The 16,164-nt window shown below is 73.3% G+C and carries 15 protein-coding genes; 7 read left to right on the top strand and 8 right to left on the bottom strand.

Annotated elements, in window-relative coordinates:
- Window positions 1-235 precede the first annotated feature (235 nt).
- On the top strand, window positions 236-1,024 hold the full coding sequence (locus BX285_RS29670; RefSeq protein WP_097235091.1) for a CPBP family intramembrane glutamic endopeptidase: 789 nt from the start codon (window positions 236-238) through the stop codon (window positions 1,022-1,024).
- On the opposite strand, the gene BX285_RS29675 is transcribed toward BX285_RS29670, so the two are convergent.
- The 6 genes from BX285_RS29675 to BX285_RS29700 all read right to left on the bottom strand — a co-directional run bounded on the left by BX285_RS29675 (window position 1,002) and on the right by BX285_RS29700 (window position 6,766).
- On the bottom strand, window positions 1,002-1,544 hold the full coding sequence (locus BX285_RS29675; RefSeq protein WP_097235090.1) for an HAD domain-containing protein: 543 nt from the start codon (window positions 1,542-1,544) through the stop codon (window positions 1,002-1,004). The genes BX285_RS29670 and BX285_RS29675 overlap by 23 nt on opposite strands.
- 98 nt (window positions 1,545-1,642) lie before the next feature.
- Window positions 1,643-2,911: an MFS transporter gene (locus BX285_RS29680; protein ID WP_097235089.1), complete on the bottom strand. Its 1,269-nt coding sequence runs from the start codon at window positions 2,909-2,911 to the stop codon at window positions 1,643-1,645.
- Window positions 2,912-3,010: 99 nt separating this feature from the next.
- Entirely contained in the window at window positions 3,011-3,712 is a 702-nt protein-coding gene (locus tag BX285_RS29685) for a dienelactone hydrolase family protein (RefSeq protein ID WP_121178773.1), read from the bottom strand.
- Window positions 3,713-3,770: 58 nt separating this feature from the next.
- Window positions 3,771-5,183: a sugar porter family MFS transporter gene (locus BX285_RS29690; RefSeq protein ID WP_259470840.1), complete on the bottom strand. Its 1,413-nt coding sequence runs from the start codon at window positions 5,181-5,183 to the stop codon at window positions 3,771-3,773.
- Between the two features lie 118 nt (window positions 5,184-5,301).
- A complete protein-coding gene (locus BX285_RS29695) occupies window positions 5,302-6,081 on the bottom strand; it encodes an FMN-binding negative transcriptional regulator (protein WP_121178774.1) in 780 nt (259 codons plus the stop codon).
- Window positions 6,082-6,094: 13 nt separating this feature from the next.
- The gene (locus BX285_RS29700; RefSeq protein ID WP_121178775.1) at window positions 6,095-6,766 is read right to left on the bottom strand and encodes a pyridoxamine 5'-phosphate oxidase family protein; all 672 of its coding nucleotides are present in this window, start codon (window positions 6,764-6,766) and stop codon (window positions 6,095-6,097) included.
- A gap of 34 nt (window positions 6,767-6,800) precedes the next feature.
- Here BX285_RS29700 and BX285_RS29705 point away from each other — a divergent pair, with 34 nt between their 5' ends.
- On the top strand, window positions 6,801-8,138 hold the full coding sequence (locus BX285_RS29705; RefSeq protein ID WP_121178776.1) for an aminotransferase class I/II-fold pyridoxal phosphate-dependent enzyme: 1,338 nt from the start codon (window positions 6,801-6,803) through the stop codon (window positions 8,136-8,138).
- A gap of 155 nt (window positions 8,139-8,293) precedes the next feature.
- Window positions 8,294-9,487 (top strand): GDSL-type esterase/lipase family protein, encoded by a 1,194-nt coding sequence (locus BX285_RS29710; protein ID WP_259470841.1) that lies wholly within the window; start codon window positions 8,294-8,296, stop codon window positions 9,485-9,487.
- 108 nt (window positions 9,488-9,595) lie between these two features.
- Here BX285_RS29710 and BX285_RS29715 read toward each other — a convergent pair whose 3' ends face one another.
- Complete coding sequence (locus BX285_RS29715) at window positions 9,596-10,954, bottom strand: NAD(P)/FAD-dependent oxidoreductase (RefSeq protein WP_097235084.1); 1,359 nt, start codon at window positions 10,952-10,954, stop codon at window positions 9,596-9,598.
- Window positions 10,955-11,135: 181 nt separating this feature from the next.
- On the opposite strand from BX285_RS29715, the gene BX285_RS29720 reads away from it, so the two are divergent.
- The 4 genes from BX285_RS29720 (at window position 11,136) to purB (ending at window position 14,412) form a co-directional block, all read left to right on the top strand.
- A complete protein-coding gene (locus BX285_RS29720; RefSeq protein ID WP_179852678.1) occupies window positions 11,136-11,891 on the top strand; it encodes a HipA family kinase in 756 nt (251 codons plus the stop codon).
- Window positions 11,888-12,304, top strand: coding sequence for a DUF3037 domain-containing protein (locus BX285_RS29725; protein ID WP_097235082.1), 417 nt, complete (start codon window positions 11,888-11,890; stop codon window positions 12,302-12,304). The genes BX285_RS29720 and BX285_RS29725 overlap by 4 nt, the downstream gene beginning before the upstream one ends.
- Before the next feature lie 149 nt (window positions 12,305-12,453).
- Entirely contained in the window at window positions 12,454-12,909 is a 456-nt protein-coding gene (locus BX285_RS29730; RefSeq protein WP_121178777.1) for a MarR family winged helix-turn-helix transcriptional regulator, read from the top strand.
- A 72-nt stretch (window positions 12,910-12,981) separates the two neighbouring features.
- Entirely contained in the window at window positions 12,982-14,412 is a 1,431-nt protein-coding gene (gene purB, locus BX285_RS29735; RefSeq protein WP_121178778.1) for an adenylosuccinate lyase, read from the top strand.
- Between the two features lie 7 nt (window positions 14,413-14,419).
- Here the strand turns inward: purB and BX285_RS29740 are convergent, their stop codons facing one another.
- On the bottom strand, window positions 14,420-15,958 hold the full coding sequence (locus BX285_RS29740; RefSeq protein ID WP_259470842.1) for an MFS transporter: 1,539 nt from the start codon (window positions 15,956-15,958) through the stop codon (window positions 14,420-14,422).
- Window positions 15,959-16,164: the final 206 nt, after the last annotated feature.

A 16,164-nucleotide genomic window follows, 5' to 3' on the forward strand; every position in this document is an offset into this window, starting at 1 on the left:
TCCGGCGGATCTTGCCGGGCGCACGACTCCGGATCATCCCGCCTGGACGCACGCCCGAATCGTCCAAGTACACCCAGTACGAGGGCGATTCGGGCGCACGCCCAGACGGGCGCCCGACGCCGCGCGCTGATCCGACAAGATCCGCCGGACAGGCCCTAGCCGGATGGTCCCTGTGTCAGGATGATCGCTCCGGCCGGGAGACGGCCGGAGCGACCGTCCGTCCGCTGGAGCTCCCGTGACCGCCGTGCCGACCGCGCCGCAGACCGCCCGGCCCACCCGTCGTCAGCTCGGCGTGGAGCTGCTGATCGTCCTCGGCCTCTCGCTCGGGGCCAGCGGGATCAGCGCGCTGATCAGCTTCGCGGGCTCGCTCACCGAGCCGCTCAAGCTCGGCCAGCAGGTCGCCACGCTGAACGGATCGCGGGCACCCGGGCGGCCCTGGCTGGACCTGGTGTGGCAGCTGTACTACATCGGGCGCGGGCTGATGCCGGTGGTGCTGGTCGGCTACCTGCTGGTGCGCGAGGGCGTCGCGCTGCGGGTGCTGGGCTTCGACCTCGGGCAGAAGCTGCGCGACCTGGGCCGCGGCGCCGCCGTCGCGGCCGCGATCGGCGGGGCGGGGCTGGCGCTGTACCTGGCCTCGCAGGCGGCCGGGTACAACCTGACGGTGGCGCCGTCCGGGCTGCCGGACGTCTGGTGGCGGGTGCCGGTGCTGGTGCTGTCGGCCTGGCAGAACGCCGTCCTGGAGGAGGTCGTCGTCCTCGGCTACCTGCTGCGCCGGGTGGGGCAGCTGGGGTGGTCGTGGCCGGCGGCGGTGGCGGCGAGCTCGGTGCTGCGCGGCTCGTACCACCTGTACCAGGGGGTCGGCGGGCTGGTCGGCAACATGGTGATGGGGGCGGTGTTCTGCCTGCTGTACCGGCGGTGGGGGCGGGTGATGCCGCTGGTGGTGGCGCACGCGCTGATCGACACGGTGGCCTTCGTCGGGTACGTGCTGCTCGCCGGGCACGTCAGCTGGCTGCCGACCCCCTGAGCGCCGAACCCCCGGAGGGCAGGGCCTGGCCGCGCGGCGGGCGGGCGAGCAGGCGGTCGACGTGCCGGCGTTCCAGGCCCTGGCCCGGGTCGATCGGCAGCAGCAGGCGGTCGCGCCGCCAGAGCGACCTGCGGACCAGCCGGGCCGGGATGACGTCGTCCACCCAGGCGAACGGGCGGCCCCCGGCGTAGCGCAGCAGCGGGGCCCACTTGGCGGCGGAGAACAGCTCCATCAGCGGGACGCGCGGGTCTCCGGGCTGCGGGACGTAGCCGCTGAGGCGGACCACCGGGAGCGGGTCCAGGCCGATCGCCGGGGCGATGTGGGTATTGGCGTGCTCCTCCCAGGTGGTGGCCCAGACCAGTTCGTACGTGCCGGCCAGCTCGCGCAGCCAGCGGCCGTGGCGGGGGGAGAGCAGGACGGAGTAGCCGAACAGGGTGTGGGTGTCGAACCCGGCGTCCGGATGGGGACAGACCGGGTTCAGGACCCCGTCGACGTCCAGGAACAGCAGTGGCTTCGGCACCGGTGGCCCCCAAAGGCGGTGTGGTTGCTACCTCTTCGGACGAACCACGCGTACCGGTGGTTGCTCACGGGCGGGCGCACGCGGGGCGCACAGGGCGCTCACGAGGTGGGTACGGGCTCGGCGGCGGGCACCGGTGCGTCGGCGGTGCTCCGACGGCTGAGCCGGCGCACCTGGGGGTCCAGCAGGACCGCCGCGCTGAGCAGTTGGCAGACGACCGCGCAGGTCCACAGCGCGCCGCCGAGGCCGAGTGCCACGGCGGCCGGGCCGGCCAGCGCGGTGCCGGCGGGGGCCAGCGCGTTGGAGCCGAGCAGGTCGTACGCGGAGACCCGGGAGAACATCTCCGCCGGGATCTCCTGTCGCAGCGCGACCATCCAGTTGACGCCGAAGACGGTGACGCCGACGCCGGACAGGAACATCGCGGCGGTCAGCAGAGGCAGCGGGACGGCGGCGGCGAGGGCGAGCGCCGGCATGCCGAACAGGAAGACGCCCCAGTTGCCGACCAGCAGGATCCGGCGCGGCCGCCAACGTGCCATCAGCAGCCCGGTGGCCACCAGGCCGAGGCCGAAGGCGGACATCGCCAGGCCCCAGGCGCTCGCGCCACCGAGCCGCTCCGCGGCGACCGTCGGCCCGTACACCGATTCGACCGCTTCGACGCAGGCGACCAGGACGGAGAACTGCAGCACGATCACCCAGAGCCAGCGGCGGGAGGCGAACTCCCGCCAGCCCTCGCTCAGGTCGCGCAGCATGCCGCCGCCGGAGGGCGCGGGGGCCTGCTCCGGCTCCAGGAAGAAGCGCAGGGCGGCGGCGACCAGGAAGCAGAGGGCGTCCAGGGCGAGCACCCAGCCGGGGCCGAAGGCGGCGGTGAGCGCCCCGCCGAGGGCGGCGCCGCCGATCTGGGAGGCGTTCTGGCCCATCCGGAACACCGAGAAGGCACGGGCGGCGTGCTCCTGGGGGACGGCCTGCATGATCATGCCGCTGGAGGCCGGGGCGTAGAGGGCGTGGCCGGCGCCGCCGGCGGCGGAGAGTGCCAGCAGGTGCCAGAGCCGGGCGTCCCCGGACAGGACCAGCGCGGCCAGTACGGCCTGGGAGGCGGCGTTGAAGAGGTTGGCGGCGACCATGATCCGGTGTCGCGGCAGGCGGTCGGCGAGGCCGCCGCCGAGCACCAGGAGCAGCACGGTGGGCAGCAGACGGGCGGCGGTGACGTAGCCGACCTCGGTGGTGCTGCCGCCGCTGCCGAGGACGGCGAAGGCGGTGGCGACGGGGGCGCCGGCGCTGCCCAGGCCGCTGATCACGGTGGCGGCGGTCTGGATGCGGAAGTTTCGGCTCGCCCAGGCGAGGCGGCGGGGGTGCGGGGGTGGGGTCGGCACCAGGTGACTATGGCGGGAGTTCGTACAGGTGTCATCCGGTTTTCGGGGCCGGACCGGGGCCGGATCGGAGCGGGGCCGGGGAGCAGCCGGCCGGCGCTCTCAGCCGAGGTGGCCCCGGAGGAAGGCGAGGGTGCGGCGCCAGGCGATCCGGGCCTGCAGGGGGTCGTAGGTGCCGAGCAGGTTCTCGTCGTTCATGAAGGCGTGTCCGGCCGGGTAGAAGTGGAACTCGGGGCGGACGTCGGTGGCCTCGCCGATCCGGATCGCCGCCTCGTCCACGGTGGCCATCGGCAGCGTGCCGTCCAACTCGCCGAAGTGGCCCAGGACGTGGGCGGTCAGGCCGCGGTAGTCGAAGTCGGGGTCGGGCGGCAGGCCGTAGAAGGGCACCACGGCGGCCACCCGGTCGCCGGCCCTGGCGGCCAGCAGCAGGGCGAAGCCGCCGCCCATGCAGAAGCCGACCACGCCGACGGAGTCGCCGACCACGCCGTCCAGCGCGAGCAGGTGGTCGACGGCGCCGGAGAGGTCCTCGACGGCCTGCTCGACCGGGAGTTCGCGCTTGAGCCGGGCCGCCTCGGTGCGGTCGTGCGTGGTGGCGCCGCCGAAGAGGTCGGGGGCGAGGACGGTGAAGCCCTCGGCGGCGAAGCGGTCGGCCGTGGCGGCGACGTGCGAGGTGAGCCCCCACCACTCCTGCACCACCACCAGGCCCGGCCCGACGCCCTGCGGCGGGCGGGCCAGGTACCCGTGCGCGGTACGGCCGTTGCTCGGGAAGGTGACGTTCTGCCGGGAGCCGCGCTGGTCGGGCATGGCTTCCTCTCGGTGGGTCGGGCCGCGTGTGGCGCGGGGGGTCGGTGGGGCGTACGGGTCAGCCCATCTCCTCCAGCGCGCGGCCCTTGGTCTCCTTGATGCAGAAGGCCACGAACGGGATGGAGAGCAGCGCGAAGACCGCGTAGATCACGTACGTCGCCGAGAGGTTCCAGTCGGCGAGGTCCGGGAAGCTGACGGTGATCGCCCAGTTGGCGATCCACTGGGCCGAGGCGGCGACCGACAGGGCCAGCGCACGGATCCGGTTGGGGAACATCTCGCCGAGCAGGACCCAGACCACCACGCCCCAGGAGAAGGCGAAGCAGAGCACGAAGACGTGCGCGGCGACCAGGGCGACGGTGGCGTGGGTGTTGTCGAGGGTGGCGGTGTCGCCGGTGCCGTGCCGGTAGGAGAACGCCCAGGCGGCGGTGGACAGCGCGGCCGCCATGCCGATCGAGCCGGCCAGGGCCAGCGGCTTGCGGCCGATCCGGTCCACCAGGGCCATCGCGATCACCGTGCCGATCACGTTGACGATCGAGGTGGAGAGGCTGATCAGCAGCGAGTTGGACTCGTTGATGCCCACCGACTGCCAGAGGAACGACGAGTAGTAGAAGATCACGTTGATGCCGACGAACTGCTGGAACACCGAGGCGCCGATGCCGATCCAGACGATCGGCAGCAGGCCGAAGCGGCCGCCGAGCAGGTCCTTCAGCCGGGGCTTGTGGGTGGACTCCAGCACCGCGCGGATCTCCGCCACCCGGGCGTCCAGGTCCACGCCCTCGCCCTCGACCTCGACCAGCACCGTGCGGGCCTGCGCCTCGCGGTGGTCGGCGATCAGGAAGCGGGGCGACTCCGGGATGGAGAGTGCCATCAGCCCGTACACCAGGGCCGGGATGGTCTCGACGCCGAGCATCCACTGCCAGGCCTGGATGCCGCCGAGGTGGCCGGTGGACTCCCCGCCGGCGGCCTGGTTCAGCGCGTAGTTGGCGAGCTGGGAGATGGTGATGCCGAGCACGATCGCCATCTGCTGGAAGGAGGCGAGCCGGCCGCGGTAGGCGGTCGGCGCGACCTCGGCGATGTAGGTCGGGGCGATCACCGAGGCGATGCCGATCGCGACGCCGCCGGCCACGCGCCAGGTGGCCAGGGCCTCGATGTTCGGCGGGAACATCGAGCCGATGCCGCTGGCCGCGAACAGGACGGCGGCCAGCAGCATCGTGCGCACCCGGCCGAGGTGGTCGGCGAGTCGGCCGGCGATCACCGCGCCGGCCGCCGATCCGAGCAGCGCGATGGCCACCACGAAGGCGGTGGTGCCGTGGCCCACCGCGAAGTGCTTCTGGATGCCCGTCACCGCGCCGTTGATCACCGCGCTGTCGTAGCCGAACAGGAAGCCGCCCATGGCGGCGGCCGCCGAGATGAACACCACGTGGCCGAGGTGGGCCTCGCCGGACGCCTGTCGGCGATTGACTGAGGACACGCGCGCTCCCGGGAGTGGACGGGCCCGCCCCCGACGTCGAGTGGGCAGGGCTCGTCTCACATTCGAGCAGTGCCGGGGGCGGCCTGCCCGAGATCGGGGCCGATCGGGTGACGCCGGGTCAGTCGGCGGCGCGCGGTGCGGTGGTGCGCGGTGCGGCGGTGCGCGGTGCGGTGGTGCGGGGTGCGGCGGCGCGGGGTGTGCCGGCGCGGGACGGGTCGGTGTCGGACGAGGCGGTGTCGGACGAGGCGGTGTCGGACAAGGCGGTGCGCCGGCCGTGACGGCGCAGCAGCTGGGTACGGGCGGCGGCGTACTGGTCGCGGCCGCGCCCGCGGCCTCCCGCGCGTTCGGCGAGGCGCTCGGCGATGCCGAACTGTGCCTCGGCGGGCTTCTTGTCGTCGTACTTGAACTTGGCCCGTACCTCGTTCACCGTCAGCCGGAGCCCGCGCAGGCCGGGCAGCTGCCGGGCGAGCTCGCCGCCCCCGGGCACCACCCGGACCTCCGGCGTCTCGGGCTGGAAGTGCGCCAGCTGGCGGTTGAGGATCTCCGCCTTGTCGGCGGCGGACTCCACGACCTCGGCGGTGCAGTGGAAGTGCACCGAGGTGTAGTAACTGGTGGGCGTGCCCGGGGCGCCGCGCCAGTGGCCGGGGGCGAAGGCATAGCCGTCGGTGACCGCGAGGGTGATCTGCGGGTCGGCGCGCACGGCGGCCAGCAGCGGGTTGGGCGCGGCGAGGTGCAGCAGGATCTCGCCGCGCTCGGCGTCCAGCAGGAAGTGCGTGGGGACGAGCACCGGGCCCTCGCCGGGGCCGCCGTTGGCGGCGAGCAGGCCGAAGTCGCGGCCCTCGGCCAGCCAGGCGCGCCACTCGTCCTCGTCGCCGCGGTCCCAGGACCTGATCAGCATCGGGTGCTCCTCGTCAGCGCGGGTAGCTGCGCAGGTGCGCGGGGAGCGGGACGGTGCGGTCGTCGTGCGGTACGGGGGTGCCGTGCACGGTGGTGACCGGGATCAGGCCGGACCAGTGCGGCAGGTCGGCGTCCTCGGCGTCGTCGGAGGCGTCGTCGTCGCGGGTCTTGGCCGAGACCTCGTCCAGCTCCAGCCGCAGGACGGCGGTGGCGGCGAGCTCCTTGGCGTTGGCCGGGCGGACCTCGGACGAGCGGCCGGGTATCGCGTGGTCGACCAGGGCGGCCAGCGCGACGTCCAGCTCCTGCGGGTCGGTGACCTGGTGGGCGGTGCCGTGGGCGACGACCGAGCGGAAGTTCACCGAGTGGTTGAACGCGGACTTGGTCAGCACCAGCGCGTCGACCTGGGTGACGGTGACGCAGACCGGCATGCCCTGCTCGCCGGAGGCGCTGCGCATCGGGCGGCTGCCGGTGGAGCCGTGGACGTAGAGCCGGCTGCCGACCCGGGCGTAGATCGTCGGCAGGACGACGGGGGCGCCGTCGACGACGAAGCCGAGGTGGCAGATGTAGGCGCTGTCGAGGATGGCGTGGATCGCCGCCTGCTCCCAGGTGGCCCGGTCCTTGTAGCGGGTCGGGGTCGTCCTGGGGGTGCGGGAGTAGCTGGGCGAGCCTTCCGTGGTGTCTGACATGACATCCTCTACGTACTAGTGCATAATTTGGTTTGTGCTAGGAGACTATCCGCTGAAAGGGCGACGCGCCAGCGAAATCGCGGCGCACATCGAACAGGGCGTGAGCAGTGGACTCCTCGCCCCGGGGACCGCGCTGCCCCCGCTGCGCGACCTCGCCGCCGAACTCGGCGTCAACCCCAACACCGTCGCCGCCGCCTACCGGCTTCTGCGCGACCGCGGCGTCATCGAGACCGCCGGCCGCAAGGGCAGCCGGATCCTCCCCAGGCCCGCGCTCACCCCGCGCGACCAGATCCCCATCCCCGTCCCGCCGAACGCCCGGGACCTCTCCGGCGGCAACCCCGACCCGGCGCTGCTGCCCGACCTCGGCCCGGCCCTCGCGGCCGCCGCCGAGGCCGCCCGCACCGACCCCGTCCTGTACGGGCACCCGGCGGTCGACCCCGCCCTGCTCGCGCTGGCCCGCGCCTCCTTCGAGGCCGACGGCCTGCCCGGCGGCCCGATCGTCGTCGCCTCAGGCTCGCTCGACACCATCGAGCGCATCCTCGGCGCCCGGCTGCGCCCCGGCGACGCGGTGGCCGTCGAGGACCCGGGCTGGGGCAGCCTGCTCGACCTGCTGCCCGCGATGGGCCTGCGGCAGGTGCCCGTCCGGCTGGACGACGAGGGCCCGCTGCCGGACGCCCTCGCGGCGGCCCTGGCGGAGGGCGTCCGGGCGGTGGTGGTCACCAGCCGTGCACAGAACCCGACCGGCGCCGCGCTCACCGCCCGCCGGGCCGAGGCGCTGAAGGCCGTGCTGGCCGGGCACCCCGGGGTGCTGCTGATCGAGGACGACCACGGGCACGGCATGGTCGACCAGCCGTACCGCCCGCTGGTCGGGGCCGACACCCGGCACTGGGCGGTGGTGCGCTCGGCGGCCAAGGCGTACGGGCCGGACCTGCGGGTCTCGGTGGCCGTCGGCGACGAGGAGACGATCGGACGGGTCGCCGGGCGGCTGCGGCTGGGCGCCGGCTGGGTCAGCCACCTGCTGCAGCGCACCGTCGCCGAGCTGTGGCGCAGCGACGCCGTGCCGGTCGCGCGGGTGGCGGCGGTCTACCGGGCCCGGCGGGACGCACTGTTGGGCGAGCTGGCGGCGCACGGGATCGAGGCGCACGGGCAGAGCGGGCTGAACGTCTGGGTGCCGGTGCCGGACGAGACCTCGGCGCTGGCGGCGCTGGTGCAGCGCGGCTGGGTCGCGGCGCCCGGTGCCCGGTACCGGATCCAGTCGCCGCCCGGGCTGCGGGTCACCACTGCGCAGCTGGAGGCGGCACAGGCGCGGGAGTTGGCGGAGGACCTGGCGGCGGTGCTGGGGGCCGGCCGCGGCGGGTCGCGGTTGGTCTGAACCCGTCGGTAACAAAGCGGAAACCTGCTGCAGATACCTAGCGGTAACAGGCGCGGCCATGTCATCTTCATCGCGCCACCGGCCGGCGGCCCACCCTCACCTACGCGTCTTCCCGCGCCCCACACCACGGGAAGACCGAGCCGCAGGAGTTCCGCGTGCCCGAAAACAGTTCGAGCATCACCCGCAGTGCACCGCGACTCGGCCGACGGCTGCTCACCGCAGCCTTCGCCCTCCCGCTCGCCGTCGCGGGCCTGGCCGTCGCCGCACCGGCCCACGCCGCCCCGACCGCGGTCCCCTCCGGGCCCACCGCCAGCGTCTCGCTCGGCGACAGCTACATCTCCGGCGAAGCCGGACGCTGGAAGGGCAACTCGGCCGGCACCAGCGGCAGCCGCAACGGCACCGACCGGGCCTGGACCGGCAGTTCGTACGACCCCTCGCGCGTCTACGGCACCACCGCGGCGAGCGGCTGCGACCGCTCGGACGTCGCCGAGGTGCTCAGCGCCTCCACCGGCGCCCAGAACGAGATCAACCTGGCCTGCTCGGGCGCCGTCACCGCGAACGTCTTCCGCGCCGCCAACGGCGGCCAGTCGTACAAGGGCGAGGCCCCGCAGGCCGACCAACTCGCCACCGTGGCACGGCAGAACAACGTCAAGCTGATCACCCTGTCGATCGGCGGCAACGACCTGGGCTTCGCGGACGTCATCTCCACCTGCGTGCAGGACTACCTGATCTGGTACTCCTACTGCCACGACTCCGCACAGTCCTCGATCGACGAGAAGATGCCCACCGCGATGGCCGGGGTCGGCAAGGCGATCGACGAGGTCCGCGCGGTGATGGCCGACGCGGGCTACGCGCGGACGGACTACCGGCTGGTGCTCCAGTCCTACCCGTCGCCGATCCCGCGCAGCGCCGAGATGCGCTACCCGGAGAGCGGCTGGACCCGGTCCAACACCGGCGGCTGCCCGTTCTGGGACGGTGACGCCGACTGGGCCCGCGACTCGCTGGTGCCGCAGATAACCCAGGCGCTGGCGGGTGTCGCCGCCGCCAAGGGCGCGCAGTTCCTGGACCTTTCGGACATGCTGCAGGGCCGCGAGGTCTGCTCGACGGCCACCAGGCAGCCGACCGCCACCTCCGGTCCGTCCGCGACCACCAGCGAATGGGCGCGCTTCCTCGACGGCGGGCTCAACTCCACCCAGGGCGCGCTGCAGGAGTCGATGCACCCGAACTACTACGGCCAGTCGGCGGTCGGGCGCTGCCTGACGCTCCTCTGGGCCCGCCCGGGCGGTGACTACTCCTGCCGCAACACGGCCGGGCAGGACGCGAGCGGGATGTACCTGACGGCGCGATGAGCGTGATGTGGCCGGGTGACCGCGCGATGACCGCGTGACGACCGCGTGATCCGGCGCCCCCTCGGCCGAGGCTGCGGGGGCGCCGGAACGGTGTCCCGGGCCCCCGGGTCAGCCCTTGGCGAGCAAGGACTGGGCGTGCGCCCGTACTTGATCCTTCGTCAGATAGGCGTCGGTGTACTCGAAGTCCTGCAGTCGGGCGGGCTGGCGGGCGAGGAAGCCGGTGCGGACGAAGTCGTCCCCGGCCGTCGCGTTGAGCAACCAGTTGGCGCCCACCCGGAACTTGGCCGCGTTGGTGCGCATCGCCATCAGGTGGTAGCCGCGCGCCACCAGCTGGGCGGGCACCCCGCGCAGCTCGATGCCCAGCGGCTTGGACACCGCGTCCTTGCCGCCGAGGTCCACCACCAGGCCCAAGTCCTTGTGGTAGTACGGCTCCAGGGGCTGGTTGCGGAGCGAGGAGATCACGTTGTCGGCCACCGCGCGGCCCTGCCGAGCGGAGTGCTGGGCGGTCGGCGGGCAGACCGCGCCGTCGCCCTTGGCGAGGTCCGGCACCGCGGCGGCGTCACCCAGCGCGAACACCCCCTCGAACTGCGGCACCCGCATCTCTGCCGTCACGGCGAGCCGGCCGCGGACCGTCTCCGCGTCCAGCGTGCCGATCAGCGGGCTCGCGGCCACGCCGGCCGTCCAGATCAGCGTGCGGCAGGGCAGCACCCGGCCGTCGGTGAACTTGACGGACTCGGCTCCGACTTCGGCCACCGAGACGCCCAGCGACACCTCGATCCCGCGATCGCGCAGCACCTCCAGGGCGGCCTCGCCGAGCGGGTCGCCCAGCTCCGGCATCAGCTTCGGGGCGATGTCGATCAGGTGCCACTTGATCTGCCGGGCGTCCAGACGCGGGTAGCGCAGCGCGGCGGCGGTGGTCAGCCGCTGCAGGCAGGCGGCCGTCTCGGTGCCCGCGTAACCGCCGCCGACCACCACGAACTGCAGCCGGGACTCGCGCTCCTTCTGGTCCAAGGTGGCCGAGGCGAGGTCGAGTTGGGCGATCACGTGGTCGCGGACGTAGGCCGCCTCGGCGAGCGTCTTCATGCCGCGGGCGTAGTCGGTGAGGCCGGGGATGTCGAAGGTGCGGGTCACGCTGCCCGGGGCGAGCACCAGGACGTCGTACTTCTGCGCGACCACCTCGTCGGTGATCTTGCGGACGACGAGGACCTTGGAGGCCGGATCCACACCGATGGCGCCGCCGGGGACGATGTGGGTGCGGCGCAGCGAGCGGCGCAGGGAGACGGCCACGGACTGCGGGGTGAGGACGCCGGCGGCGACGTGGGGGAGGAGGGGGAGGTAGAGCTGGTAGCTGAACGGCGTGACCAGCGTGATCTCGGCCTCCGCGGGCGAGAGCTTGTGTTCGAGGCGGCGGGCGCACTCCAGCCCGGCGAAGCCACCGCCCACGATCAGGATCCGAGGTCGTTCCATCGCTCATCCCTTTGCGGTGAAGGTCCCGATTACTGTCCGCCACACTCGCACGGAGCAGCGGGGGGTGCCACTGGGGTGGGGCGGATGAGGGAGAGGGGGACTGGGCGAAGGGGACTGGACGAAGGGGACGGAGGGGTCGTCGGCGTACGGCGGGGCTTGTGGCACCGATAGGCTGTCGGTCGTGCTACCCGAGGTGACGGCGATCCGGTACGTGACGCCACTGCGAGAAGGCGGCTCGATGCCGGGCCTGGTCGAGGCCGATGATCGGCGGCTCTACGCGCTGAAATGGGTCGGTGCGGCGCAGGGGCGCAAGGCGTTGGTGGCGGAGGTGCTGGCCGGGGAACTGGGGCGGCGGCTCGGGCTGCCGGTGCCGGCGCTGGTGACCGTGGACCTGGACCCGGTGCTCGCGCGCAGTGAGCCGGACCACCAGATCCAGGACCAGATGCGGGCCAGCGGTGGGACCAACCTCGGCATGGCCTTCGTCAGCGGTGCGCTCAACTTCGACCCGCTCTGCTTCGAGGTGGATCCCGAACTCGCGGGCCGGGTGCTCTGGTTCGACGCGCTGATCGGCAACGTGGACCGGTCCTGGCGCAACCCCAACCTGCTGGTGGCCACCGGCGGGCTGCGGCTGATCGACCACGGGGCGAGCCTGATCTTCCACCACAACTGGTCGGGTGCCGCGGCCTGGACCCGCCGACCGTACGACGCCTCCGACCACGCCCTGTTGCTCGCCCGGCCGGATCTGGCGGCGGCGGACAAGGCGTTGGCGCCGGTCGCGGAGGTGGCGATCGAGGACGCGGTGGCGCAGATCCCCGAGGTCTGGCTGATGGACGAGTTCGGCTTCGACTCGCCCGACGAGGTGCGCGCCGCGTACCGTGCCCAGCTGACCGAGCGACTGGCCGGTCCGCGTGACTGGCTGCCGGAGGTGCCCGCATGACCGAGTCGTCGACGCCCGCGCTGCCGGCCACCGTCGAGCTGCACGACTACGAGTACGCCGTGATCCGTGCGGTGCCGAGGGTCGAGCGCGGGGAGTGCGTCAACGTGGGGGTGCTGCTGTACTGCCGGCAGAGTTCGCACCTGGCGGCGCGCACCCACCTGGACCAGGCCCGGCTGTTGGCGCTGGACCCGGTGGCGGACGTGCACGGGGTGCGGCGGGCGCTGCACGGGATCGAGGCGGTCTGCCAGGGCGGCCCGCAGGCCGGGCCGGCGGCCGGGGACAGCCCCGGGCAGCGGTTCCGCTGGCTGACCGCGCCGCGCAGCGCGATCGTCCAGCCGGGGCCGGTGCACACCGGGCTGACCGCGGACCCGGAGGCGGAGCTGCGGCGGCTGTTCGACCAGCTGGTGCTCTGACCGCGGCTGCAGCTGCGGCCGGGGCCGCGCGCGGGTGCGGTGCGCGGGGGCGTCGGCCGGGAGAGGTGGGCGGGTGTGTGAGGCGGCTCGCCGACGGTTGCCCCGGTCAAAGCTTGAGTTGCTGAAGCACCTGGTCGTACTCTGACCCCATGGGTTCGACAGCGACGACGACCGTACCGACCAACGCCGAACTGATGGAGGCCTTGGCCGCCGTCGGCGCCGCGTACTTCCAGGACTTCGCGGCGGCCGCGGCCCGGCACGGGCTCTCCTCCTCGCAGGCCAAGGCGCTGGGCGCGGTGCAGGAGCCGGTGCCGATGCGTGCGCTGGCCGGGCGGCTGGGCTGCGACGCGTCGAACGTCACCGGGATCGTGGACCGGCTGGAGTCGCTGGGCCTGGCCAACCGGGCGGCGGCGGCCGGTGACCGCCGGGTGAAGATCGTGGTGATCACGACCGAGGGCCGGGAGATCCTGAACCGCATCCGGAGCGAGATGGCCCGCACCCACCAGGCCTTCGAGGCGATGACCGACGAGCAGCGGATCGCCCTGCACTCGATCTGCGGGCAGGTGCTGCCCGTCCTGGCCGGCCGGACGGTTGCGGCGCAGTAGCGCCAAGGCTCTACGGGCGTAGCGCGTTGGCGGCTGCAGGGGGCGTGACCTCGGCTGTTAGGCTTGCGAAGCGTGAGCGCGAAGCCCCAGATCCCCAATGTCCTGGCCTCCCGGTACGCTTCGGCGACCCTGGCCCAGCTCTGGTCCCCCGAGCACAAGGTGGTCCTTGAGCGCCACCTGTGGCTCGCCGTCCTGAAGGCGCAGCAGGACCTCGGCGTCGAGGTCCCGGCGACCGCCGTCGCCGACTACGAGCGGGTGATCGACCAGGTCGACCTCGGCTCGATCGCCGCCCGTGAGCGGGTCACCCGCCACGACGTGAAGGCCCGGATCGAGGAGTTCAGCGACCTCGCCGGCCACGAGCAGATCCACAAGGGGATGACCTCCCGGGACCTGACCGAGAACGTCGAGCAGCTGCAGATCCGCCAGTCGCTGGAGCACGTGCGCGACCGCACGGTGGCCGTCCTGGTGCGCCTGGCCAAGCTGTCCGCCCAGCACTCCGAGCTGGTAATGGCCGGCCGCTCGCACAACGTGGCCGCGCAGGCCACCACCCTGGGCAAGCGCTTCGCCTCGATCACCGACGAGCTGCTGGTCGCCTTCCGCCGCCTGGAGGAGCTGATCGCCCGCTACCCGCTGCGCGGGATCAAGGGCCCGGTCGGCACCGCCCAGGACATGCTGGACCTGCTCGGTGGTGACACCGACAAGCTCGCCGAGCTGGAGCGCCGGGTCGCCGCGCACCTCGGCTTCGACCATGTGCTGACCAGCGTCGGCCAGGTCTACCCGCGCTCGCTGGACTTCGAGGTGCTCACCGCCCTCGTCCAGCTGGCCGCCGCGCCGTCCAGCCTGGCCAAGACCATCCGCCTGATGGCCGGCCACGAGCTGGTCACGGAGGGCTTCAAGGAGGGCCAGGTCGGCTCCTCCGCGATGCCGCACAAGATGAACACCCGCTCCTGCGAGCGCGTCAACGGCCTGGCCGTCATCCTGCGCGGCTACGCCTCGATGACCGGCGAGCTGGCCGGCGACCAGTGGAACGAGGGCGACGTCTCCTGCTCGGTGGTGCGCCGGGTCGCGCTGCCGGACGCCTTCTTCGCCTTCGACGGCCTGCTGGAGACCTTCCTGACCGTCCTCGACGAGTTCGGCGCCTTCCCCGCCGTGATCGAGGCCGAGCTGGACCGCTACCTGCCGTTCCTCGCCACCACCAAGGTGCTGATGGGCGCGGTGCGCGCGGGCGTCGGCCGGGAGACCGGGCACGAGGTCATCAAGGAGCACGCCGTCGCCTCCGCGCTGGCGATGCGCGCGGGCGCCCGGGAGAACGAGCTGCTGGACCGCCTGGCCGCGGACGAGCGGATCCCGCTGGACCGTGCCGCGCTGGACGCGCTGCTGGCCGACAGGCTCTCCTTCACCGGCGCGGCCGGCGCCCAGGTCGCCGAGGTGGTCCGCCAGGTGGAGGCCGTCGCGGCCGCCTACCCGGAGGCTGCCAAGTACGCTCCGGGCGACATCCTCTGACGGTTCGTCAGTTCTCGGACGAGGGCCCCGCTGCCGGACCGGTGGCGGGGTCCTCGTGCGAGTGGACGTGGCCCGGGTCGAACGGCGGGGTGGTGGTCCCGCAGGGCCAGTCGCAGCTCGGCTCGGCCACCGGACGCTCCTCGGGGGCCAGGACGTTGCCGCGGACGGTGGTGAAGGCGATCAGCCCGCCGGCGGCCAGCAGGCCCGCGCAGATCAGCATCGCGGTGTGGAAGGCGGAGTCCACCGCCGACGGCACCCGGTAGGCGTTGCCGCTCAGCCCGGCCAGCGCCGGGAGGGCGGCCACCGCGAGCAGTCCGGCCGCGCGGGCGGCGGCGTTGTTGACCCCGCTGGCGATGCCCGCGTGCCGGACCTCGACGGCGGCCAGCACGGTGGCCGTCAGCGGTGCGACCAGCAGGGTCATCCCGCAGCCCATCACCGTGACGGCGGGCAGCACGTCCGCCCAGTAGGAGGAGCCCGGGCCGATGCGCAGCATCAGCAGCACTCCGGCGGCGCACAGCAGTGGGCCGATGGTGAGCGGGATCCGCGGGCCGATCCGCTTGCCGAGGCGCCCGGCGCGGGCCGACAGTGCCAGCATCAGCACCGTGATCGGCACCAGTGCGAAGCCCGAGACCAGTGGCGAGAACCCGGAGACGATCTGCAGCTGCACCACCAGCAGGAAGAAGACGCCGCTGAATGCCGCGTACACGCACAGGGTGACCAGGTTCACGGCGGTGAACAGCCGGGAGGAGAACAGCCCGAGGGGCAGCATCGGCTCGACCGCGCGCCGTTCGACGGCCAGGAACACGGCGCCGAGCAGTACGCCGATCGCCCCGGTGACCCAGACCACCGGGGACAGGCCCTCCCCGGCCGCGGTCAGCGCGTAGGTGAACGCGCCGAGCGCGAGCGCGGCGAGCACCGCGCCGAGCACGTCGAAGCGGCCGGTGGCGCTCTCGTCCCGGCTCTCCGGTACGGACCGGGTGGTGACGGCGATCACGGCGGCGGCGAGCGGCAGGTTCAGCAGGAAGATCCAGCGCCAGCCGGGGCCGTCCACCAGCCAGCCGCCGAGGAAGGGGCCGACCGCGGCCGCCACCCCGCCCAGGCCGGACCAGAGGCCGACAGCCGCCGAACGGTCGTCAGGATGGAAGACCGCCTGGAGCATGGCGAGCGAGCCCGGGGTGAGCAGCGCCCCGCCGATGCCCTGGACGGCGCGGGCGGCGATCAGCACCTGGATGTTCGGTGCGGCGGCGCAGGCCGCGGAGGCGACGGCGAACCAGACCACGCCGATCAGGAAGACCCGGCGCCGCCCGTAGCGGTCGCCGAGTGCGCCGCCGAGCAGGATCAGGCCCGCCAGGGTGAGCAGATAGGCGTTCAGCGTCCATTGCAGGGACGCGAGGGAGGCGCCGAGGTCGGCGCCGATGCGGGGCAGGGCGACGTTCACGACGGTGCCGTCGAGCATCGCCATGCTGGAACCGAGCACTGTTGCCAGGAGTACCCAGCGACCCTGTGCGGTGCCCAGGCGCAGGGTGCCGGCTTCGGAGGTGGCCACGGCCCGATCCTGCGCCCCGTGGGGCGTACGTGACAAGGCTCACCGGAGGGCGTGTCCGTCATTGACGCTCGGTGGGAAGGGGGTTGCGCAGCGTCGTGGAGTTCGGCGCAGGGTCGTGGATCAGTGGCGCGGGGTGAATGGATTGTGTACGGATCGTGCGGTGCGACGTGCGGAGGGTGACCGGGGGGTGGGGGATGGTTGCCCGT

The sequence above is a fragment of the Streptomyces sp. 1114.5 genome (assembly GCF_003635085.1).
Lineage (GTDB): Bacteria > Actinomycetota > Actinomycetes > Streptomycetales > Streptomycetaceae > Kitasatospora.